The organism is Streptomyces sp. NBC_01426 (genome assembly GCF_036231985.1).
Lineage (GTDB): Bacteria > Actinomycetota > Actinomycetes > Streptomycetales > Streptomycetaceae > Streptomyces.
Window position 1 is genome coordinate 6595958 of sequence record NZ_CP109500.1, and the last position, 21280, is coordinate 6617237.

The 21280-nt window shown below is 73.4% G+C and carries 18 protein-coding genes; 10 read left to right on the plus strand and 8 right to left on the minus strand.

All coding sequences use genetic code 11. The features are described from left to right. Positions 1–17: 17 nt before the first annotated feature. Both OG906_RS29500 and OG906_RS29505 read left to right on the plus strand, forming a co-directional pair. Positions 18–980, plus strand: a complete 963-nt coding sequence (locus OG906_RS29500) for an electron transfer flavoprotein subunit alpha/FixB family protein (RefSeq protein ID WP_053678303.1) — start codon at positions 18–20, stop codon at positions 978–980. A gap of 184 nt (positions 981–1164) precedes the next feature. Next, positions 1165–2463, plus strand: coding sequence for a DUF6986 family protein (locus tag OG906_RS29505; RefSeq protein ID WP_329447121.1), 1299 nt, complete (start codon positions 1165–1167; stop codon positions 2461–2463). Positions 2464–2661: 198 nt separating this feature from the next. Here the strand turns inward: OG906_RS29505 and OG906_RS29510 are convergent, their stop codons facing one another. Next, complete coding sequence (locus OG906_RS29510; protein WP_329448170.1) at positions 2662–3648, minus strand: LacI family DNA-binding transcriptional regulator; 987 nt, start codon at positions 3646–3648, stop codon at positions 2662–2664. Between the two features lie 198 nt (positions 3649–3846). Here OG906_RS29510 and OG906_RS29515 point away from each other — a divergent pair, with 198 nt between their 5' ends. Then, positions 3847–4884 (plus strand): NUDIX hydrolase, encoded by a 1038-nt coding sequence (locus OG906_RS29515; protein ID WP_329447122.1) that lies wholly within the window; start codon positions 3847–3849, stop codon positions 4882–4884. 164 nt (positions 4885–5048) lie between these two features. Here the strand turns inward: OG906_RS29515 and OG906_RS29520 are convergent, their stop codons facing one another. Further along, the gene (locus tag OG906_RS29520; protein ID WP_329448171.1) at positions 5049–5747 is read right to left on the minus strand and encodes an MBL fold metallo-hydrolase; all 699 of its coding nucleotides are present in this window, start codon (positions 5745–5747) and stop codon (positions 5049–5051) included. Positions 5748–5984: 237 nt separating this feature from the next. Next, positions 5985–7349, minus strand: a complete 1365-nt coding sequence (locus OG906_RS29525) for a dipeptidase (RefSeq protein WP_329447124.1) — start codon at positions 7347–7349, stop codon at positions 5985–5987. 236 nt (positions 7350–7585) lie between these two features. On the opposite strand from OG906_RS29525, the gene OG906_RS29530 reads away from it, so the two are divergent. Further along, the gene (locus tag OG906_RS29530) at positions 7586–8812 is read left to right on the plus strand and encodes a geranylgeranyl reductase family protein (protein ID WP_329448172.1); all 1227 of its coding nucleotides are present in this window, start codon (positions 7586–7588) and stop codon (positions 8810–8812) included. A gap of 737 nt (positions 8813–9549) precedes the next feature. Here OG906_RS29530 and OG906_RS29535 read toward each other — a convergent pair. Next, the gene (locus tag OG906_RS29535) at positions 9550–10008 is read right to left on the minus strand and encodes a nitroreductase/quinone reductase family protein (RefSeq protein WP_329447126.1); all 459 of its coding nucleotides are present in this window, start codon (positions 10006–10008) and stop codon (positions 9550–9552) included. A 149-nt stretch (positions 10009–10157) separates the two neighbouring features. Between OG906_RS29535 and OG906_RS29540 the strand changes: the two genes are divergently transcribed. After that, positions 10158–10856 (plus strand): TetR/AcrR family transcriptional regulator, encoded by a 699-nt coding sequence (locus OG906_RS29540; protein ID WP_329447128.1) that lies wholly within the window; start codon positions 10158–10160, stop codon positions 10854–10856. Between the two features lie 226 nt (positions 10857–11082). On the opposite strand, the gene OG906_RS29545 is transcribed toward OG906_RS29540, so the two are convergent. After that, positions 11083–12306 carry an MFS transporter gene (locus OG906_RS29545; protein WP_329447130.1) on the minus strand — a complete coding sequence of 408 codons (1224 nt, stop codon included), beginning with the start codon at positions 12304–12306 and terminating at the stop codon, positions 11083–11085. 316 nt (positions 12307–12622) lie between these two features. Here OG906_RS29545 and OG906_RS29550 point away from each other — a divergent pair, with 316 nt between their 5' ends. Then, positions 12623–13594: a spherulation-specific family 4 protein gene (locus OG906_RS29550; protein ID WP_329447132.1), complete on the plus strand. Its 972-nt coding sequence runs from the start codon at positions 12623–12625 to the stop codon at positions 13592–13594. Positions 13595–13628: 34 nt separating this feature from the next. Here OG906_RS29550 and OG906_RS29555 read toward each other — a convergent pair whose 3' ends face one another. Beyond that, positions 13629–13880: a DUF6332 family protein gene (locus OG906_RS29555; RefSeq protein WP_267796992.1), complete on the minus strand. Its 252-nt coding sequence runs from the start codon at positions 13878–13880 to the stop codon at positions 13629–13631. A 239-nt stretch (positions 13881–14119) separates the two neighbouring features. Between OG906_RS29555 and OG906_RS29560 the strand changes: the two genes are divergently transcribed. Beyond that, a complete protein-coding gene (locus tag OG906_RS29560; RefSeq protein WP_329447136.1) occupies positions 14120–14842 on the plus strand; it encodes an alpha-ketoglutarate-dependent dioxygenase AlkB family protein in 723 nt (240 codons plus the stop codon). Positions 14843–14882: 40 nt separating this feature from the next. Next, positions 14883–16145 (plus strand): ROK family protein, encoded by a 1263-nt coding sequence (locus OG906_RS29565; RefSeq protein ID WP_267796990.1) that lies wholly within the window; start codon positions 14883–14885, stop codon positions 16143–16145. Positions 16146–16215: 70 nt separating this feature from the next. Here the strand turns inward: OG906_RS29565 and OG906_RS29570 are convergent, their stop codons facing one another. Beyond that, positions 16216–16860: an ATP-binding protein gene (locus OG906_RS29570; protein ID WP_329447139.1), complete on the minus strand. Its 645-nt coding sequence runs from the start codon at positions 16858–16860 to the stop codon at positions 16216–16218. A 231-nt stretch (positions 16861–17091) separates the two neighbouring features. Between OG906_RS29570 and OG906_RS29575 the strand changes: the two genes are divergently transcribed. Continuing rightward, on the plus strand, positions 17092–18219 hold the full coding sequence (locus OG906_RS29575; RefSeq protein ID WP_267796988.1) for a PLP-dependent cysteine synthase family protein: 1128 nt from the start codon (positions 17092–17094) through the stop codon (positions 18217–18219). An 18-nt stretch (positions 18220–18237) separates the two neighbouring features. Here the strand turns inward: OG906_RS29575 and OG906_RS29580 are convergent, their stop codons facing one another. Beyond that, positions 18238–18738 (minus strand): SRPBCC family protein, encoded by a 501-nt coding sequence (locus tag OG906_RS29580; protein WP_329447141.1) that lies wholly within the window; start codon positions 18736–18738, stop codon positions 18238–18240. A gap of 65 nt (positions 18739–18803) precedes the next feature. On the opposite strand from OG906_RS29580, the gene OG906_RS29585 reads away from it, so the two are divergent. Beyond that, positions 18804–21257 carry a hypothetical protein gene (locus OG906_RS29585; protein ID WP_329447143.1) on the plus strand — a complete coding sequence of 818 codons (2454 nt, stop codon included), beginning with the start codon at positions 18804–18806 and terminating at the stop codon, positions 21255–21257. The last annotated feature ends 23 nt before the right edge of the window (positions 21258–21280 follow it).

Genomic DNA, 21280 nt, shown 5'->3' on the forward strand with positions numbered 1-21280 from the left:
TTCGCAGGAGCATTCCCATGGCTGAAGTTCTCGTCTACGTCGACCACGTGGACGGCGCCGTCCGCAAGCCCACCCTTGAGCTGCTGACGCTCGCCCGCCGCGTCGGCGAGCCCGTCGCCGTCGCCCTCGGCGCCGGCGCCGAGGCCACCGCCGCCGTGCTCGCCGAGCACGGCGCCGTCAAGGTCCTCACCGCCGACGCCCCCGAGTTCACCGAGTACCTCGTGGTGCCGAAGGTGGACGCGCTCCAGGCCGCGTACGACGCCGTCTCCCCGGTCGCCGTGCTGGTCCCGTCCTCCGCCGAGGGCAAGGAGATCGCGGCCCGCCTGGCCGTCCGCATCGGTTCCGGCATCATCACCGACGCCACCGACCTGGAGGCCGGCGACGAGGGTCCGGTCGCGACCCAGGCCGTGTTCGCCGCGTCGTTCACCACCAAGTCCCGCGTCTCCAAGGGCACCCCGGTCATCACCGTGAAGCCGAACTCGGCCCCGGTCGAGGCCGCCCCGGCCGCCGGCGCCGTCGAGGCGCTCGCCGTCACCTTCGGCGCCCTGGCCACCGGCACCAAGGTCACCTCCCGCACCCCGCGCGAGTCGACCGGCCGCCCCGAGCTGACCGAGGCCGCGATCGTGGTCTCCGGCGGTCGTGGCGTCAACGGTGCCGAGAACTTCCACATCATCGAGGACCTCGCGGACTCCCTCGGTGCGGCCGTCGGCGCCTCGCGCGCCGCCGTCGACGCCGGTTGGTACCCGCACTCCAACCAGGTCGGCCAGACCGGCAAGTCGGTCTCCCCGCAGCTGTACATCGCCTCCGGCATCTCCGGCGCGATCCAGCACCGGGCCGGCATGCAGACCTCGAAGACCATCGTGGCCGTCAACAAGGACGCCGAGGCCCCGATCTTCGACCTGGTCGACTACGGCGTGGTCGGCGACCTCTTCGAGGTCGTCCCCCAGCTGACCGGCGAGATCAAGGCGCGCAAGGGCTGAAACCCCCGGGTCACTCGCTGACCTGCGTACTCTCCGCCTCCGGGGCCGTGTGGTGTTTGTCACCACACGGCCCCGAGTCGTTTCCCCGGGAGGGCCGGGGGACCATTGACTGAGCGGAACCCCGTGACTAAATTCTGCAATACGGATCTAATATTCCGTGAAGCGGAAAAGAGGAGAGTGCACGATGGGTCAGCAGGAGAAGGTGGCGACGAGCCTCGCAGGCGCGGTCAGCGAGGGCATCAGCGCCTCCCTCGCGCCGGTGGACGCGGAACTCGCGCGCCACTACCCGGGCGACCCCGGCACCCGCCAGCCCATCCACACGGTCTACGTCCCCGGTGACGTCTTCGCCGCCGACACCATCCGCTCCTGGGGCGACCAGGCCCTCGCGGCCCTCGACGAGCACGCCCCCGACGCCGCGACCTTCGCCAAGGTGCTCGGCATCTCCGACGCACTGGCCGTGCCCGTCTACGACCGGGTGCGCGCCAAACTCGCGTCCGAGCCCATCGAGGACCTGCGCGTCGACTTCGAGGACGGCTTCGGCGTCCGCTCCGACGAGGAGGAGGACCAGGCCGCCGCCCGCGCCGCCCGCCTCGTCTCGGAAGCCTTCGCCAACGGCACCAACGCCCCGTACATGGGCATCCGCATGAAGTGCATGGAATCCAACGTCCGCGACCGCGGCATCCGCACCACGGACATCTTCCTGTCCGGGCTCCTCGCGCACGGCGGCCTCCCCGAGGGCCTCGTCCTCACCCTGCCGAAGGTCACCTACGCCGAGCAGGTCAGCGCCTTCGTCAAGCTGCTGGAAGCATTCGAGATCACCCGCGGCCTGCGCCCGGGCCGGATCGGCTTCGAGATCCAGATCGAGACCAGCCAGTCCATCGTCGCCTCCGACGGCACCGCCACCGTGGCCCGGATGATCGAGGCCGCCAAGGGCCGCGCCACCGGCCTGCACTACGGCACCTTCGACTACAGCGCCTGCGTCGGGGTCTCCGCCGCGTACCAGTCGAGCGACCACCCCGCCGCCGACCACGCGAAGGCCATCATGCAGGTCGCGGCCGCGGGCACCGGCGTACGCGTCTCCGACGGCTCGACCAACGTCCTGCCGATCGGCACCACCGAGCACGTCCACGAGGCCTGGAAGCTGCACTACGGTCTCACCCGCCGGGCCCTGGCCCGCGCGTACTACCAGGGCTGGGACATGCACCCCGCGCACCTGCCGACCCGCTACGCGGCCGTCTTCACCTTCTACCGCGAGGGCCTGGAGACCGCCGCCGCGCGACTCAAGGCGTACGTGGCCAAGATCGAGGGCGACGTGATGGACGAACCCGCCACCGCCAAGGCCCTGGCCGGCTACCTGGTCCGCGGCCTGGACTGCGGCGCCGTCGGCGCCGACGAGGTCACCGCCCTGACCGGCCTGACCCGCGCGGAACTGGACGCCTTCGCGATCCCGCGCCGCTCGGCGACCCTGACGGCGACCGCCTGATCCGGTCGACCGGGGCGCGCTCGGCGCGCCGGACGCACGCGCTGCGACGAGGCCCGGCCGGGGTGTTCCCGGTCGGGCCTCGCGGCATCCCACCTCTGCTGCCTGCTGCCTGCTGCCTGCTGCCTGCTGCCTGCTGCCTGCTGCCTGCCGCCTGCTGTCCGGCGTTTCGGTGTCCGGTGTCGGTCAGGGCGGTGCCGGTCAGGCTCGCGGAGGGATCTCGCCCGAGCCGCGCGGGATCAGGCGCGTGGGGAGTTCCATCCGGGCCGGGGGCAGCGCGGCCCCCGACAGGCGCTGGAAGAGGCGGTCCGTGGCGACCCGGCCCAGGGCGGCCGCGTCCTGGGCGACCACCGTCACGCCGGGACGCAGCAGGTCGGCCAGCTCGAAGTCGTCGAAGCCGACCAGCGCCACCGGATCGGCGTCGCCGGCCAGGATCCGGACCAGGGTGACCGTCACCCGGTTGTTGCCCGCGAAGAGCGCGGTGACCGGCTCACGGTCGGCCAGCATCCGGTGCGCCGCCGCCGTGACCCGGTCCGGCGTCGTGGAGCCCAGCGAGACCCGGGACTCGGACACCGGCAGGCCCGCGGCCGCCATGGCCGCCTCGTAGCCCCGCAGGCGTTCCGTCGCGGTGTGGATGCGCGGATGGTCGCCGATGAAACCGATCCGGCGGTGGCCGCCGGCGATCAGGTGGGCCACCCCGTCCCGGGCTCCGCCGAAACTGTCCGACAGGACCACGTCCGCGTCGATCCGGCCCGCCGGGCGGTCCACGAACACCGTGGCCACGCCCGCCCGGATCTCCGGTTCCAGGTACCGGTGGTCGTCCCCGGCCGGAATCACGATCAGCCCGTCCACCCGCCGGGCGCACAACGCGAGGGCCAACTCCCGCTCCCGGTCCGGGTCCTCGGCGCTGGAGCCGTTGATGAGGAGCGCTCCGTGGGCGCGCGCCACCTCCTCCACGGCGCGGTTCAGCGGACCGTAGAAGGGGTCGGCGAGATCCTCCAGGACCAGGCCCACGGTGGCCGTGCGGCCCTTGCGCAGCACGCGGGCGCTGTCGTTGCGGCGGAATCCGAGCGCGTCGATGGCCTCTTGGACGCGCCGCTCGGTGTCGGGCGTGACCCCCGGCTCGCCGTTGACCACCCGTGAGACCGTCTTCAGGCCCACGCCGGCGTGGGCCGCCACGTCCTTCATGGTCGGCCGGTTGCCGTAACGGGGCTCGGACGGGCGGCGGGAATGGGGCACGGGATCTCCGGCGGAGTGGTCGGACGAGCCTCGGGCAAGGCTCTGACCTTGAGGATAAGCACTCGGTCGCCGAATGGGTTTCCGTGGCAGGGTGGTGCGGGCAAGCCTCTGGGGGCTTCGAGGCGAGCCATCGGGAGAGGGGTAGACGTGATTGTCTGGATCAACGGCACTTTCGGTGCCGGGAAGACCAGCACGGCCCGCGAACTGGCCGGACTCCTGCCGGATAGCGCGTTGTTCGACCCGGAGTTCATCGGGGACGCGTTGCGGGTGCTGCTGCCGCGCAAACGGCTCGCGGAGGTCTCCGACTACCAGGACCTGCCGAGTTGGCGGCGACTCGTCGTGGACACGGCCGCGGCGATGCTGGGGGAACTGGGCGGGGTGCTGGTCGTGCCGATGACGCTGCTGCGCCAGGAGTACCGGGACGAGATCTTCGGTGGCCTCGCGGCACGACGGATCCCGGTGCGCCATGTGCTGCTCGCCCCTGAGGAAACGATTCTTCGGGAGCGGATCGCGACCAGGGAGGAACCGGGGGCGCCCGAGCAGGTGGACCTGCGGGTCAGACAGTGGGCGTACGACCACATTCCGGCGTATCGGCAGGCGTTGGGCTGGCTCTCGGCCGACGCGCACGTCATCGACAACGGGCGGCTGACCGTCCGCGAGACGGCCGAACGGATCGCGGAAGCCGTGCGCACGGACGTCGCGGGGATCTGCGACATCGTGCAGACACCCGAACCGACCCGGGAGACGGTGGCCTCCGGCGTCCTCCTCTTCGACGACCGGGACCGGGTGCTGCTCGTCGACCCGACGTACAAACCGGGGTGGGAGTTCCCCGGAGGTGTCGTCGAAGCGGGGGAGGCGCCGGCCCGCGCCGGCGTGCGGGAGGTCGAGGAGGAACTGGGGCTGGTCCTGGGGCGGCTGCCGGAGCTGCTGGTGGCGGACTGGGAGCCGCCCGCCCACCCGGCGTACGGGGGCCTGCGGCTGCTCTTCGACGGGGGACGGCTGACGCAGGCCCAGACGGCGGAACTGCGTTTGCCCGGACCGGAGTTGAGGGCGTGGCGGTTCGTGACGGAGGAGGAGGCGGCGATGTTGTTGCCCGCGCACCGCCTCGAACGCCTGCGGTGGGCGTTGCGCGCCCGGGAGCGGGGTCGCGCACTGTACCTGGAGGCGGGACGACCGGTTCCGTAGGGCGCGTTCGAGCGCGTCGACCGGGGATCGCGGATGCGGGTCGCGTACCTCCGAGGAGGCGCGGCGCGGCCCCACCGCGTCACGGTGGACCGGGCGGGAGGGTCGACCGGCCGTGTTCCCGGCGGCGGCCGCCCCGGAAGGGGCCGGGCCGGCCGCCGGGACGTTCAGCGCGGCTGGGGTGCGGCGGTGGCGGCGTCGAGGATCCGCGCGGTGTCCCGGGTCAGCGGGTCGCCGTGGCCGAAGCAGGCGATCGACGGGGACAGGTCCGCCAGGCGACGGAACGAGGACGCGGCCTGCTCGCCGTCCACGTTGAACACCCCCGGCATCACCTGCCCGATCCCCGCGACGCAGTCGCCCGTGAACAGCACGCCCTGCCCGGGCAGATGGACGCCGATGCTGCCCGGCGTGTGGCCGGGGGAGTGGACGATCACCGCGCCCCCGCCGAACGGCAGGACGTCGCCGTCCTCGACCTCCCGGTCCACGCGGGTCGGCGGGGCCTGTGGGGCCGGCAGGCCGTGCGCGTACAGGGGGAGTTCCCAGTCCGCCAACACCGGTTCGGGAATCGGCTGTTCGCCCCGGATCGCGGGGGCGTCCAGCCGGTGGGCCACGATCTCGGCGCCGAGGCGGGCGGCGAGTTCCCCCGAGGCGCCCACGTGGTCGCGGTGGCAGTGGGTCAGGACGATCCGCTCCAGGAGCTCGGGCCGCAGGCCGAGCGAGCGGATCGCCTCCTCGATCTCCGGAGCCGAACCGGCGTATCCGGCGTCGATCAGGGTGAGAGCCTCGTCGTCGCACCACAAGTAGGCCTGGCCGATGGGGAAGCGCAGCATGTGCAGCCGCCCGGGAATCACCTCGACGCGCTCCATGAGAGTCATGTCGCGAACCTACGGCGAGGAGCCCCTCTCCCGGCGTCCGGTTCACCCGGAGCGGAGTTCGCCCGTGGCGCAAGCCCCGGGCCCGCGCTGCGACATGCGCCCCGGAGGCGGTGTCCGGGCGGGTGCCCGGGACACGTGCCCGGGACACGTGCCCGGACACGTGCCCGGGCGGGTGTCCGGAACGCGTGCCCCGGAATATGCGCCCCGGACACGAGCCCGGACGTGCGCTCAGACGCGCTTGGATTCCGCGTAGTTGACGAGGAAGTGGGCCTCCGCGACCGACAGGCGCTCCAACTCCTCCGGGGAGACGCTCTCGTTCACCGCGTGGATCTGCGCCTCGGGCTCGCTCAGCCCGATCAGCAGCATCTCCGCCTCCGGGTACAGGGAGGTCAGCGCGTTGCACAGCGGGATGGATCCGCCCATGCCGCTGATCTGCATCTTCTGCCCGGGGTAGGCCACTTCGAGGGCCGCCGCCATGGAGGCGTAGGCAGGGCTGTTCGTGTCCGCCTGGAACGGCTGGCCCTGGCCGACGACCTCCAGTTCGAGGCGCGCCTTCCACGGCGTGTGCGCCACCAGGTGCGCCTCCAGCAGCTTGATGGCCGCCGCGGTGTCCACGCCCGGCGGGATCCGCAGGCTGATGAGGGCACCGGCACTGGCGTGCACCGACGGGGTGGCGCCGACCACCGGCGGGCAGTCGATGCCCAGGACCGTGACGGCCGGACGCGCCCACAGCCGGTCCGCGATCGTGCCGCGGCCGATCAGCTCGACACCGTCGAGGACCTTCGCGTCGGTGCGGAAGTCCTCCTCCGGGTACTGGAGCCCCTCCCACACCGCGTCCGAGGCGAGACCGTCGACCGTCGTCGTGCCGTCGGCGGCGCGCAGCGAGTCCAGCAGCCTGATGAGAGCGGCCAGCGCGTCGGGCGCGACCCCACCGAACATGCCGGAGTGCAGGTTCCCACCCAGCGTGTCGATCTTCACCTTGAGCAGGGTCATCCCGCGCAGGGTCGCGACCACCGTGGGCAGACCCAGACGGAAGTTGCCGGCGTCGCCGATGACGATCGCGTCGGCGGTCAGCAGCTCGGGGTGCGCCTCGGCGTACTGCTGGAGCCCGCCGGTGCCCTGCTCCTCCGACCCCTCGACGATCACCTTCACGCTCACCGGCACACCGCCGTTGGCCTTCAGCGCGCGCAGCGCCAGCAGGTGCATGATGAACCCGCCCTTGCAGTCCGCCGCGCCGCGCCCGTACCAGCGGCCGTCGCGCTCGGTCAGTTCGAAGGCCGGCGAGATCCAGGCGGCGTCGTCCAGGGGCGGCTGCACGTCGTAGTGCGCGTAGAGCAGCACGGTCGGGGCGCCCTCGGGACCGGGCAGGAATCCGTACACCGACTGCGTGCCGTCGGGGGTGTCGAGCAGTGCCACGTCCTGGAAGCCCTCGGCGCGCAGCGCGTCGGCCACCCAGTTCGCGGCGCCGTGGCTCTCGCTCTGGGGGAACTGGGCCCAGTCCGCCACCGACTGGAAGGCCACCAGCTCGGTCAGCTCCGTCTTGGCGCGGGGCATCAACGAGGCGATGGTCTCGGCGATCGGATTCTGGGACATGGGCACGCTCCTCTTGGGTGCGACGTTGTTCTGTTTGTACGCCACCCGCATTCGCAGGGGTGTGCGTATGCCGGGTACGGCGAAAGACATTCCCGATCCTCGCACAGCGGGCCGAGGCGATCTCTCACCGTAGGATTTCCCCGTCATCCGAGCAACAGCGTGATCAGGAGCAGCAACACATCGTGAGCAGCGACGACGACGTACACGACGCAAGCGCAGAGCGGTCCGCCGCCGAGGTGACGGAGGAGGGGAACGCCGGGGGGACCGGCGAGGTGTGGGACGTGGTCGTGGTCGGCGCCGGACCGGCCGGGGCTTCGGCCGCGCACGCGGCGGCGACCGCGGGGCGCCGCGTCCTGCTGTTGGAGAAGGCCGAACTGCCCCGGTACAAGACCTGCGGCGGCGGCATCATCGGGCCCTCGCGCGACGCCCTGCCGCCGGGGTTCGTCCTGCCGTTCCAGGATCGCGTCCACGCGGTCACGTTCTCCATGAACGGGCGACTGACCCGGACCCGGCGTTCCCGAGGGATGCTGTTCGGGCTCGTCAACCGCCCGGAGTTCGACGCGGCCCTGGTCGCGGAGGCGGAGAAGGCCGGCGCGACGATCCGTACGGGAACGGCCGTGACCCGCGTCGAGCAGCACGGCGCGGCGGTGCCCGACCGGCGCACCGTGGCCGTGGTCCTCGCGGACGGCGAGACGGTACTGGCCCGCGCCGTGGTCGGGGCGGACGGCAGCGCCAGCCGCATCGGCACGCACGTCGGGGTCGAGATGGAGCAGGTCGACCTCGGCCTGGAGGCGGAGATCCCCGTACCGGAGACGGTGGCAGCCGACTGGAAGGGGCGGGTGCTCATCGACTGGGGCCCGCTGCCCGGCAGTTACGGCTGGGTGTTCCCCAAGGGCGACGTCCTCACCGTCGGGGTCATCTCGGCGAAGGGCGAAGGCGCCGCCACCAAGCGGTACCTGGACGACTTCATCGCCCGGCTGGGCCTGGCGGGCTTCGAGCCGTCCGTCTCCTCCGGGCACCTGACCCGCTGCCGCAAGCCCGATTCGCCGCTGTCGCGCGGCCGGGTACTGGTCGCGGGCGACGCGGCCGGACTGTTGGAGCCGTGGACCCGCGAGGGCATCTCGTTCGCCCTGCGCTCCGGTCGGCTGGCAGGGGAGTGGGCCGTCAAGATCTCCGAGGCGCAGGACGCGGTCGACGCACGCCGCCAGGCCCTGAACTACGCCTTCGCCATCAAGGCCGGGCTGGGCGTGGAGATGGGCGTGGGCCGGCGGATGTTGACCCTGTTCGAGTCCAAGCCGGGTCTGCTGCACGCCGTCATCACGGGTCTGCGGCCGGCGTGGCTGGCCTTCGCCCGCATCACGCGCGGCTCGACGACGCTCGCCGAACTGGTGCGCCAGTACCCGCTGGCACGGCGGGCGCTGCACGCGCTGGACAGCCGCCAGACCGGCAAGGGCGGCTCGTAGGTCGCCGAGGCGGGGTGGGGTCGGTGGACGGGCCGCTCTGGGCCGGTCTGGGCCGGTCGGTCGGTCGGACCTGGGGCGGTCCGGGGGCGGGACGCGACCGGCGGCGCGGGGGCGGGTGACCGGGCCGGGCGGGGGCGGCCGAGCCGCGACTGGCTTGCACGGCCCGCGACCGCGCCGCGCCTCGGACGGGGTCGGGCCGGGCGGGCCGGTACCGGTACCGGTCCCCGTCCGGGCCGCACGGCCGCGACCGGATCGCGCCTCGGGCGGGTCCGGACTGGGCGGGCCGGCTTTGGGTCCGGGGCGACCTGGCCGGCGGGTTCGGCCGGGCTGACTCGTCATGCCCGGCTTCGGGTCCGGTCTGGTCGGCGGGCCCGACTGGTACAGGCCTCGCTTTGGGTCCGGTCCAGTCGGTCCGGGGTCCGACTGGTGACCGCCCGACTTTGGGCCCGATCCGACAGGTCCGACTGGTCCGGTCCGCCTGGCCCGGTGCGATCAGGTCGACGGCTGGATTCAGTCGGTGAGCGGGTCGCCCGTCTGCCCGTCTGCCCGTCAGCCGGTCCGGCCGTCCGTGCGGGGCGCCCGAAGTCGGGCCTTGCGCGGGTCGAGGTCGGGACCGGGAACCGGGTCGGCTGCCTGGGCGCGGGTGGGTGGGTGCCCGTAGGGAGCGTGGGGTCGAGCGTGGCCGTGACCCGGGCCCTCCCGCACTCGCCGGCGTGGGGACTGCGGGAGTCGGCGCCCTACTTCGTGACGGTGATCCGGAAGACGGGGTGGTCGCCGGCCGCCGCCTGGAGATCGGCGTCGGAGGACTTCGCGGTGACCCCCTGGAAGAACCGGTTGACCTCCCAGCCCCACTTCTCCAGGTAGGCGCGCAGGATCGCCGCCTGCTGCACCGGGTCCGTGATCTCGGTGACCGTGAAGGCGCGCACCTTGCGGCCCACGCGCAACTCACCGCCGCCCGCGACCCGCATGTTGCGCACCCACTGGGAGTGGCCGCGAGCGGAGACGAGGTACTGCTCGCCCTCGTAGGTGTGCGGGTTGACCGGAATCCGCTGCATCTTGCCGGAGGTGCGACCCCGGACGGACAGCTCGGCGGTACCGGCGAGACTCACGCCGAGACGGGCGAGCTTGCCGAAGAGGGCGTTGAAGCGGACGCCGAACGGGCCGGCCTTGACGTAATAGGGAGCGGGCGCGTTCATGATGGCCTCCGGGACCGCTTGGGAGAGCACTGCTCTCGCTTGAGATCAGTGTGCACGGATGCGTGAAGCAAAGCAAGAGCAGTGCTCACTTGATGGAGCGGCGCTCTCGTTCTTGGTCACTGCTCCGCCTGCATGGCACACTGATCCACATGAGCACCGTGCGTGGGGCAAGGGAACGGGCCCGCATCGAGGTCACCGCCGCCATCAAGGACGAGGCGCGCCGCATGCTCGCGGCCGAGGGCGCCGCCAAACTCTCGCTGCGCGCCGTCGCCCGCGAGCTGGGCATGGTCTCCTCGGCCCTGTACCGCTACTTCCCCAGCCGGGACGAGCTGCTGACCGCGCTGATCGTCGACGCGTACGACAGTGTCGGCGCGGCGGCGGAGCGGGCCGAGGCCGCAGCCCGCGCCGCCGGCGCCCCGCCCCGGACGCGCTGGCTCGCGATCTGTGAGGCCTTCCGGGCCTGGGCGCTCGCGCACCCGCACGAGTACGCCCTGATCTACGGTTCCCCCGTTCCCGGCTACAGCGCCCCCCTCGACACCGTCGGCCCCGCGTCCCGCGTGGCCAACACCTTCATCGGCGTGGTGCGTACCGCGTACGAGGGGCGAGGCCTCGCCCTGCCGCCGCTGCCCGACAGCCTGCGCCCGGAGGCCGTCCGGATGACCGCCGACTTCGCCGAAGGGCTGCCCCCGGAAGTCACCGCCGCCCTGGTCGTCGCCTGGGCGCAACTCGTCGGGATGGTTTCCTTCGAGTTGTTCGGCCAGTTCAACCGGGTGGTCGAGGATCGTGCCGGGCTCTTCACGCACGCCGCCGGACAGTTGGCGCAGGGGGTCGGACTCCCCGCCGTGTGACGTCCGCCGCCGGGGGCCCGCCCGTGTGGAGCGCCTCGTCCGCCACCCACCCGCCCACCCGCCTGATCCGCCATCTCTGACCGGCCACCCGCTCGATGACCCGTCACCCACCCACCTGATTCGCTACCCGAGACCGACCGGCCACACCCGACCGGCCACCCGCTCAACGACCCGTCACCGGGCCGCCCCGCCACTCCCGACCGGCCACCCGCCCCACCTCGCCCCACTACGCCCCGCCCTTCGCCCCGCGGTCGGTGTGGGTGCGCGTCACGTACGGCCGGGAGGCCACGGTGACGGCGACGGAGACCGCGGCGATCGTGGTGATCGTGGCGCCCGGCGTGAGGTGTTGGGCGATGCCGCCGGCGATCGCGGCCCCGATGCCCTGCCAGGTCATCCGGCCGGCGGACTCCACTCCCTGGACCTGGCCGCGGACCGCAACGGGGGTCAGTTCGAGGAGCTGCTCCTGGAGGGGGAGGGTCGCGGCGAACCCGGCACCGGCGACGAACACGGCGGCCGTCATCGCCAGTACGGGAGGGTGGAACGCGAACAGCAGGTAGGGGGCGGCGAGCAGCAGCCGCAGGGCGAACGCGTACCGCCGTCGCCGCTCGGCAGTGAGCAGGCGCCCGACGGTGAGGTCTCCGAGGAGCATGCCGGCCGAACCCGCGGCCAGGAGGGCGCCGGCCTGGTCCGGCGCGTAGGAGAGGAACAGCGCCTCGCAGCCGACGATCAGACCGTTGGGGACCCACAGGTTCAGCAGCAGCGCCCGCCGGCCGGGGTGGGAGAACAGCTCGACGTTCGTGGTCCAGGTCTGACGCAGTCCCGGGCGTCGGGTCAGACGGATCGAGTGCTCCCGGACGGTGGCCGCGACCACGACGAGGGCGATGCAGGTCAAGGCCGCGGCGACGAGGAACACGCCGTGCGGAGTCAGGTGCCTCAGCAGCGCGGCGCCGAGGGCGTAGCCGAGGATCGCCGTGCCACCGGAGGTGATGTTCATGAGGGAACGCGCCGTCGCGTAGGAAGCGGTCGGAACGATCTCGGCGAGCAGCCCCATCCGGGTACCGGTTCCCAGGGACTGGAAGAACCCCAGCAGCAACAGCAGCCCAAACCGGGCCGGCAGGGGGAGCCCCGGTATCGCCTGGGCGGCGACACCCGCCAGCGAGAGGCACTGGAGCGTGACGAGGGTGCGGCGAGGGCGGTGCCCGTCCGCGACCGACATCAGGGTCAGCGCGCCGAGTACCGCCGCGAACGTCGCTCCGTACAGGCTCACGGCCGTCAGGAACGGCGAGTGGGTCCGGTCGTGGACCAGGGTGCCGAGTGCGAAACCGGACAAGGTGCTCGCGGCGGCCGTAAGGGTGAAGCCGGCGTACAGACCGGCGAACTCGCGGTTGCGGAGCAGGAATCGGTAGCCGGCCGTGGCGGGCACCGCGGGGCGATTGGTGTGAGAAGGCATGAAAAAAGCCTCCGAACGCCCGGGTCGGGGGCGCTGAAGGCCAACGTGATCATTCTAGCACCCCACCCGGACCCCGCTGGTCGGCGCGGGCCGCTTCGGGGCGCTGCCGAGGAGTCGTATCGGCCGAGGTCGGGGCCCGCTTCGGCGTGATCGCACAGGGGGCCGGGCAAGGCGGCCGAATCTGACGGAGATTCACATGATGAGGTGAAGGATCGTTTTTCTGTTCCTCATACGAAAGCGGTTGGTTCGGCTTTCACGAACCGTCCGTCCGTCTAGTGTTCGTCGGGTCCCGCCCACTGCCGCCGGAGGAACAGCCATGACCCGCGCTCGCGCCGGCAAGGCCCTGCTCGCCGTCCTGGCCACCCTCCTCCTCGCGGCCCCGGCGCCGGCCGTGACCGCCGCCGCGGACAGCGTCGGCCGCGCGCCCGCGGCCCGCACACCCGCGCCGGCCCCGGCACCCACCACGCCCCCCGTGCCCCGGCAGCCCGGGGGTCGGGGGTTGGAGGTCGGCGTCCCCGCGTACGTGTGGGCCGACGACCCGATGCTGAACGACGTCACCGCCACCGGCCCCGCCGCCTCGCTCGTCGTCCTGAACCCCGGCAACGGCGACTCCCCCTTCGACAACCCGTGGCGGGACCGGGCCGATGCCCTGCGCGGCGGCACCACCTCCACCGGCGAGCGGACCAGGGTGCTCGGCTACGTCCACACCGACCACGGCAACCGGGACATCGCCGCCGTCAAGGCCTCCGTGGACAACTACCTCAAGACCCCCGACGGCCGACTGCACGTGGACGGGATCTTCTTCGACGTCGTCAGCCGCGACTGCGGTCCGGACAACGCCACCCGCGACCACTACGCCGAACTGCGCCGCTACGTCCGGGAGACGATGGACGCCGTCGACCCGACCGCCCCCGACCTGGTCGTCAACAACCCGGGCACCGCCATCGCCGACTGCTACCTGGAACCCGGCCGGCGGACCGCCGATGTCTTCGTCACCTACGAGGACACCTACGCCGCCTACACCTCAGGGGGGTGGCTCGGCGGGAACGTCTTCAACGAGGCGACCGGATACCGCGCCGGCGACGAACTCGACCCGAGCGGCACCTCGTTCTGGCACCTCGTCCACGACGTGCCCGACGCCCCCGCCATGCGCACCACACTGCGCACCGCCTTCGAACGCGGCGCCGGCTACGCCTACGCCACCAACACGGTCATGCCCAACCCGTGGAACACCGGACCGACATGGAAGTACCGAAGCCAGACCACGTACGCCGCCACCCTGGGCTGACCCCGCGAGACAGGTGGAGCCGACGGGCCGGGGCTCAGCGGCCGTCGTTCTCCGGGCGGCGCGCGAAGCGCCACAGCAGATGCGTGACGCGCAGTACGAACACCACGCCGGCCAGGATCCCGCCCGCGACGGCCAGGAAGCGGTGCGCGGTGGGGGAGAGGTCGAAGACCGGCGCGGGCGCGAACACCGCGGCGAAGACGAGGCCGGCCGCGAGGCACGCGCTGACGAAGGCGTAGCCGATCTCGATGGTGATCGCGTCCCGATCGGCCTGTGTGCGTCGCTCCATGCGGGCAGTGTCCAATGCCCTACGGATCGTCACAAGGGCTTCTTCGAGCCGCTGTTCGGTACGAACACCCCGCCACCCGCCACCCGCCACTCGCACCCGTCGCCTCGCCGGCCCCCGCCGCCCCTCGCCTGGCCCGCCGCCCCGCCCGTCATCCGACCGCCCCGCCCCGGGGACCCGCCCCGGACGCCGTCGGGGCACCGCGCGGGCGAGCGGGCCGGTCGGCCGTGACAATGGGAGGCATGCATGGGGAACTCTTCCCGCGCGAGCGGACCGAGATCGCACCCGGCGCCGTGCACGTGCCCGACTGGCTCGGCCCCGACCGGCAGCGGGAACTGCTCGCGGACTGCCGGGAGTGGGCACGCCCGCCCGCCGGGCTGCGCACCGTACACACCCCCGGCGGCGGCACGATGACCGCCCGGCAGGTGTGCCTGGGCCTGCACTGGTACCCGTACGGATACGCCCGCACCGCCGTCGACGGCGACGGGGCGCCGGTCAAACCGATGCCCTCCCGGCTCGCCGCGCTGGGGCGCGCCGCCGTGGCCGCTGCGTACGGGGAGGCGGCCGCGCACGGGCAGGCCGACGGGGAGCGGCCTGCGGGGCTGGGCGGCTCCTACCCCTCGTACGGTTGGCAGGGCGACGAGGTCTACGACATCGCGCTGATCAACTTCTACGACGGGGACTCCCGCATGGGCATGCACCGCGACGCCGACGAGCGGTCCGGGGCGCCCGTCGTCTCGCTCAGCCTCGGTGACTCCTGCGTCTTCCGCTTCGGGAACACGGCCTCGCGCGGACGGCCGTACCGGGACGTCGAGCTGCGCAGCGGGGACCTGTTCGTCTTCGGCGGCCCGAGCCGACTGGCCCACCACGGCGTGCCGAAGGTCCTGCCCGGCACCGGGCCGGAAGCCCTCGGCCTGAGCGGTCGGCTGAACATCACACTGCGGGTCGGCGGCCTCGCCCCGTGAGCGGCCTCGGGCACCTCCCGATCATGCGAGGATCGCTGTCATGAACGGCAACGGGGCCCCGCCGCGGGTGGGGGATGCGTCCACGGTGTCCGCGGCGTCCGCGAGGACCAGGCTGGAGCGGGGGCGCGGCGCACTCGGTCCGGCGCTGGAGCTCGTGCACACCGGCCGGGCCCCGACCCGCGCCGTCCTCACCGCCGAGCTGGGCGTCACCCGTGCCACCGCCGGGGCCGTCGCCGCCGAACTGGAAGCCCTCGGGCTGATCCGCGTCGACTCCCGTCCCGGCGGCGCGGGCGGCGCGCAGGGCCGGCCCTCGCACCGGCTCTCCATCGACGAGAACGGGCCCGTGGCGCTGGCCGCGCAGGTCCACCCCGACGGGTTCCGGGCCGCCTTGGTCGGCCTCGGCGGTCGGATCGTGGCCACCGCACCGGGCAAGGTCACCGTCTCCGCCGACCCCGCGCAGGTGCTGGGCGCCGTCGTCGACGCGGGCGCCGCGCTGCTTGCCGAGTCCGGGCTGCGGTGCGTCGGCGCGGGCCTCGCGGTCCCCTCGGCGGTCGCGGAGCCGGAGGGCACCGCACTGAACCCGCTGCACCTGGCCTGGCCGGCCGGCTCTCCCGTACGGGCCATCTTCGCCGAACGGGTGAAGGCCGCCGGGATCGACGGCCCCGCACTGACCGGCAACGACGTCAACCTCGCCGCGCTCGCCGAGCACCGCCACGGCGCCGGCCGCAGCGCGCAGCACCTGCTGTGCGTGGCGACCGGTCACCGCGGGGTCGGCGGGGCACTGGTCCTGGACGGCCGCCTGCACAGCGGCAGCGCCGGGCTGGCCCTGGAAGTCGGCCACCTCACCGTCAATCCCGAGGGTCGGGCCTGCCACTGCGGGAGCCGGGGCTGTCTGGACGTCGAAGCGGACCCGCTGGCCTTCCTGACAGCGGCGGGCCGCACGCCCGGGCCCGAGGTGTCACTGCTCCAGCAGGCGCGTGACCTGCTGCGCGCCGAGTACGCCGAACCGGCCGTACGGGCGGCCGCCGAGGAGCTCATCGACCGGCTCGGCCTGGGCCTCGCGGGACTGGTCAACATCCTGAACCCGGACCGGATCATCCTCGGCGGCCTGCACCGGGAGCTGCTGTCCGCGGACCCGGAGCGGCTGCGCGCGGTGGTGGCGGACCGGAGCCTGTGGGGGCGCAGCGGCGGCGTACCGATCCTGCCGTGCACCCTGGACCACAACAGCCTGGTCGGCGCGGCGGAACTGGCATGGCAGCCGGTGCTCGACGACCCGCTGGGGGCGCTGGGCGCGGCGGCCTGAGGGACCGACCGGCGCCAGCCGTCATCGCCCCGGCAGTCGTCCGGCTCCGGCTGTCAGACGGATCCGGCTGTCAACCTGACTCGGCGCCGACGGCCACCGGCGCCGGCGCCGAGTCCGCCATCGACGCCGCCATCGACGCAGGCACCGGCGCCGCCATCGACGCAGGCAGCGAAGCCGGCAGCGAAGCCGACACCGGCACGTTCGCGATCACGGCCGCGGGTTCCACGGCGACCGACACGACCGGGGCGGGCTCGCGCACGGGCTTGGTCGGGATCCGGACCGTACGGGTCGGAGCGGTCACGGCGGGGGCCGCCCGCAGCGAGAACCACACGACCTTGCCCGTGCCGCCGTCCGTCCGCTCCCGCGCTCCCCACGCCTCGCTGACGGCCTCGACGAGCGCGAGCCCGCGCCCGCAGGTCTCCAGCTCCTCCAGATCGCCGGCCGCCCGCAGGACGGGCAGGCGCGGATCACTGTCGGCCACGGAGACGGTGAGGCGTCCCAGACGCAGCTCGATCTCCACCGTGCAGACCTTGCTCGGCTGCGCGTGGCGGTGGACGTTGCCGAGCAGCTCCGTCACGCCGAGCGCAGCCCGGTCTATGAGCGGGTCGAGCTGCCAGTGGCGCAGTTGAGCGGAAACGATGCGGCGGACCTGGCCGATCCGCGAGGGCAGGGCCTGCAGTTCGACGACGCAGTGCCTGCGGGAATGACTGATCACGGCTGCGACTCCCCGACATGAGTGTTACGGGTGCTGCACCCTCGGTAATGCTCCACCAGGGTCACCCACACCACCCCGCTGTGCAACCGAACGAGCGCGACGGGCGCTGCGGGCCCCCGCCGGCGGGGGCCCTAAAGCGATGCGCATGGAAACCCAAAGCAAGTGTTTGCGCAGGTGAGGGAGGTACATTGCGAAGGAGGGGACCACGGAAGGCACGAAGGAGCACGGCGCATGAGCACCATCCGCACGACGGCCACGACCGCTGACGTCGACCGCAGCGACGCGGACTACCGCGCCTGGCTGAAAGAAGCCGTACGGAAGGTGCAGGCGGACGCCAACCGGTCCGCCGACACCCACCTGTTGCGCTTCCCGCTCCCCGAGGAGTGGGGCATCGACCTGTACCTCAAGGACGAGTCCACGCACCCGACCGGCTCGCTCAAGCACCGCCTCGCCCGGTCCCTGTTCCTGTACGCGCTGTGCAACGGTTGGATCCGCCCCGGTCGCCCGGTGATCGAGGCCTCGTCCGGTTCCACGGCCGTGTCGGAGGCGTACTTCGCCAAGCTGATCGGCGTCCCGTTCATCGCCGTCATGCCGCGCACGACCAGCCCGGAGAAGTGTCGGCTGATCGAGTTCCACGGCGGTGAGTGCCACTTCGTGGACAACTCGATGAAGATGTACGAGGAGTCCGCGGAGCTGGCGGCGCGGACCGGCGGGCACTACATGGACCAGTTCACCTACGCCGAAAGGGCGACGGACTGGCGCGGCAACAACAACATCGCAGAATCGATTTACCAGCAGTTGCGGCTGGAGCGTTACCCCGAGCCCACCTGGATCGTCGCCACGGCCGGCACCGGCGGCACCTCCGCGACCATCGCGCGCTACGTGCACTACATGCAGCACGACACCCGGATCTGTGTGCCCGACCCGGAGAACTCCTGCTTCTTCGACGGTTGGACCCACCACGACCCGCACGCGAGCAGCGACTGCGGCTCCCGCATCGAGGGCATCGGCCGTCCCCGGATGGAGCCGAGCTTCGTGCCGGGTGCCATCGACCGCATGATGAAGGTGCCGGACGCGGCGAGCGTCGCGGGCTGCCGCGCCCTGGAACGGGCCATAGGGCGCAAGGCCGGCGGCTCGACCGGCACCGGCCTGTGGAGCGCCCTGAAGATCATCTCGGAGATGGTGGCGGAAGGCCGGACGGGCAGTGTCGTGACGCTGCTCTGCGACCCCGGCGACCGGTATCTGGACAAGTACTACTCGAACGCCTGGCTGGCCGAACAGGGCCTGGACATCGCCCCGTACGCGCAGACCATCGACACGCTGCTGACGACCGGCGTCTGGCAGGAACCGACGAACTGACACAGGGGCCGTCCCGCCTCAGCGGCCCGCGTCGCGCCGGCCCGTGAGGCGGGCGTCGAGAGCGCGTACCGCCGACCGGAACGCGTGGTCGAGCCCGGGGCGGGCCGCCTTCAAGGTCAGTCGGAACGCGGCCGGCCCGTCCGCCGCGAAGGTCCACCGGATCCGCGTACCGGCGGACGCCTCCGGTCCCGCGGCCGACAGCAGCCACTCCTCCAACAGGGCGTTCAGGCCGGGCGCGTTGGTCTCGTCCGCCCGGTACGCGTACCGTCGCTCCGGCTCCGCCGCCATGATCGTCTCGCGGAACCGGACCCCGCCCGTCAGCCGGACCTCGCGGCCGGCCCCGCCCTGCGTCGGTCGGGCCAGGGTGACCGCCCGGAACCAGTCGGGCCAGCCGGTCACCTCCTCCGCGAGCGCCCGGTACACGGCCTCGGGCGTCGCCGCCGCCCGCGCCGTGAAGACCAGACGGACCGGGGCGACCTCGATGAAGTCCAGCCCCACCGGGCGGAGTCGGCGAGCCATGGCGGTACCTCCTGAGTACGAAGAGGGAACACGTGTGCGCGCCACCCTAGCCGGCGCGCCGTCAGATGTCCCCGGCGGGAGAACTTTCACGCGAACGGGGGCCTGGGCAGCGGGTCCGCCGGGCGGGATCATGGTCAGGGGCCGAGACCGCCCCGCGAGCGGAGGCCGCCGTGCCGGACCACCCCCCAGCTCCACCGTCCCCGTCCCGACCCCCTGCCACCCCCTTCCCCCTCGCCCTGGAACTGCTGGTCCACGGCGTCGCCGGCGCGGCCCCCGGCGAACTGCTCGGCGACCCGCGCACCGTCCGGATCACCGGGGACTCCACCGCCGCCGTGTTCCGACGCGCCGAGGACACCGACGCCGAGGCCCACCCCGAGCGATACGTGGGTCGACCCGTGCCCGAGGCCTACTGCTGGTCGCGGCTCACCTCCGGGAACGGCGCCCGCGCCCTGTGGCTGCTGCTCCTGCCGTTCATGGTGGCCAACCTCGCCCACTGGGCCCGGCCGGCCGCGCCGGCCACCGGCCGCTCGCCCCGCGCGGTGCGCGCGTACGGAGTCCTCGTACGGCTCGTCGCGCTCAGCCTCACCGTGCTGCTGATCGCCGCCGCGTGCGAGGTCGCGCTCGACCTGGTCGCCTGGCAGTGCGCGGGGTCCGGCGGTTGCGCGGACACGCTGCCCTTTCCGCGCGCCGACGGCCCCTGGGGGCAGCCCGGACGCCGCCTCGCGCTCGGCGCACTGCTCCCGGCCGCGCTGACCGGGCTGCTCTGGTACCTCTCCAACCGCACCTGGAGCGCCTACGAGTCCCAGCCGCCCCCCGCCGGCGCCGCCGAGCCCGACAACCCCGAGGACGACACCCCCGCACTCGGCCGGCCCGGATTCTGGTACGGGCGCCGGCTCGTGGCCCGGCTGCGCGCCGCCCACACCGCCGCCGGACTGCTCACCGTCGCGGTCGCCGTCGCCGTACCCACCGCCGCGTTCGACCGCCGCGCGGGGACCCCCGTCCTCGAAGCCGCCGGCTGGGTGCTCCAGGCCCTGCTCGCCGGCACGGCCCTCTCCGTGGCCTGCGTGGTCTGCCGGCGCGGCCGCACCGAGGCCCGCCCCGACCACCGGCTCGACCGGGCCGCCGTGGCCCTGCTGCCGCGCGGCGCCCTCGGACTGCTCGGCGCCGTCCTGGTGTACGCCTGCTGGTCCCGACCCGGCTGGACCTCCACCGGACGGCTGCCGGGAGACTTCGCGTTCGGGGCGCTGATGCTCGGCCAGGGCTGCTGCGCCCTCGCCCTGGCCGTCGTGGCCCGCCGCCTCCACCGGGCGGCCCCCGACCCCGCGGCCGCCCTGCGGGGACTCGGCGGTCCGGCCGTGGCCATGCTCGGGTGCGCGCTCGGCGGGGTCATGTCCGGCGGCGTCGCCCAACGCGTCGCCGACTGGCTGGACGGGGGAGACACCCCCGGCATGGCCGGAGCCACCCTGCCCGGGCCACCCGTACTGCTGTCCTGGCAGGCCGCCGTGCTGCCGCCCCTGCTGCTCGTCGTCGCCCTGCTCGCCGCCTGGTTCGCCGTGAGCGGGGCCCTCGCGACGCGCCGGCTGGCCGCCACCGTCGCCGCCGAGTACCCCGACGAGCCCGCCGACCCGGCGCGCAGCCGCCGGATCGCCGGCGCCCGGGCGGCCGCCGCCCTCACCGACTCCGCGCCCTGGTTCGTGGCGGCCGTCTCCGGGACAACCCTCCTGCTCGGCGCGGGCGCCCTGGCCGGGGCCTGGATCAGCGAGCAGGTCCCGGGCGAGGCGGCCCGGGGCAGCCACCCCGCCGTGGAAGCCGCCGCCCGCGCCGCCCAGGACACCGGCTCCTGGCTGATCGGTTTCGGCTTCGTCCTCTTCGTCACCTGGGGCCGGCGCGCCTACCGGGACCCGGCGGCCCGTCGCACCATAGGGATCCTGTGGGACGTGGGAACCTTCTGGCCGCGCGCCGCCCACCCGTTCGCGCCGCCCTGCTACGCCGAGCGGGCCGTACCGGACCTGACCTGGCGGATGACCGCCTGGACCGGGCTCACCGGAGGCCGCCTGGTCATCTCGGGTCACTCACAGGGCAGTGTCCTCGCGGCCGCCGCCGTCTGGCAGTTGCCGCCGGACGTCCGCGGCCGGGTCGCGCTGCTGACCTACGGCTCCCCGCTGGCCCGGCTCTACGGACGCTGGTTCCCGGCCTACTTCGGACCCGGCCCCCTCACCGCCCTCCACCGCGACCTGGACTGCTGGCGCAACCTGTGGCGGGCCACCGATCCCATCGGCGGCCCGGTCGGGGCCTGCCCCGACCGGGACGTGGACCGGGGCCCGCTCGTCGATCCGCTCGCCTACGGGCGCAGCGACCTCCACCCGCTGCCCGCGCCGATCCTCGGACACTCCGACTACCAGGCCGATCCGGCGTTCACCGCCGAACGGGACAGACTGCTCGCCCGCCTGGCCGCCATGACGGGGGCGGAAGCGGCCGACGTCCCGCAGCAGAGACCGGGAAACCGGCTCGACCGCTGAACGGACGCCGTGAACGGGCGCGC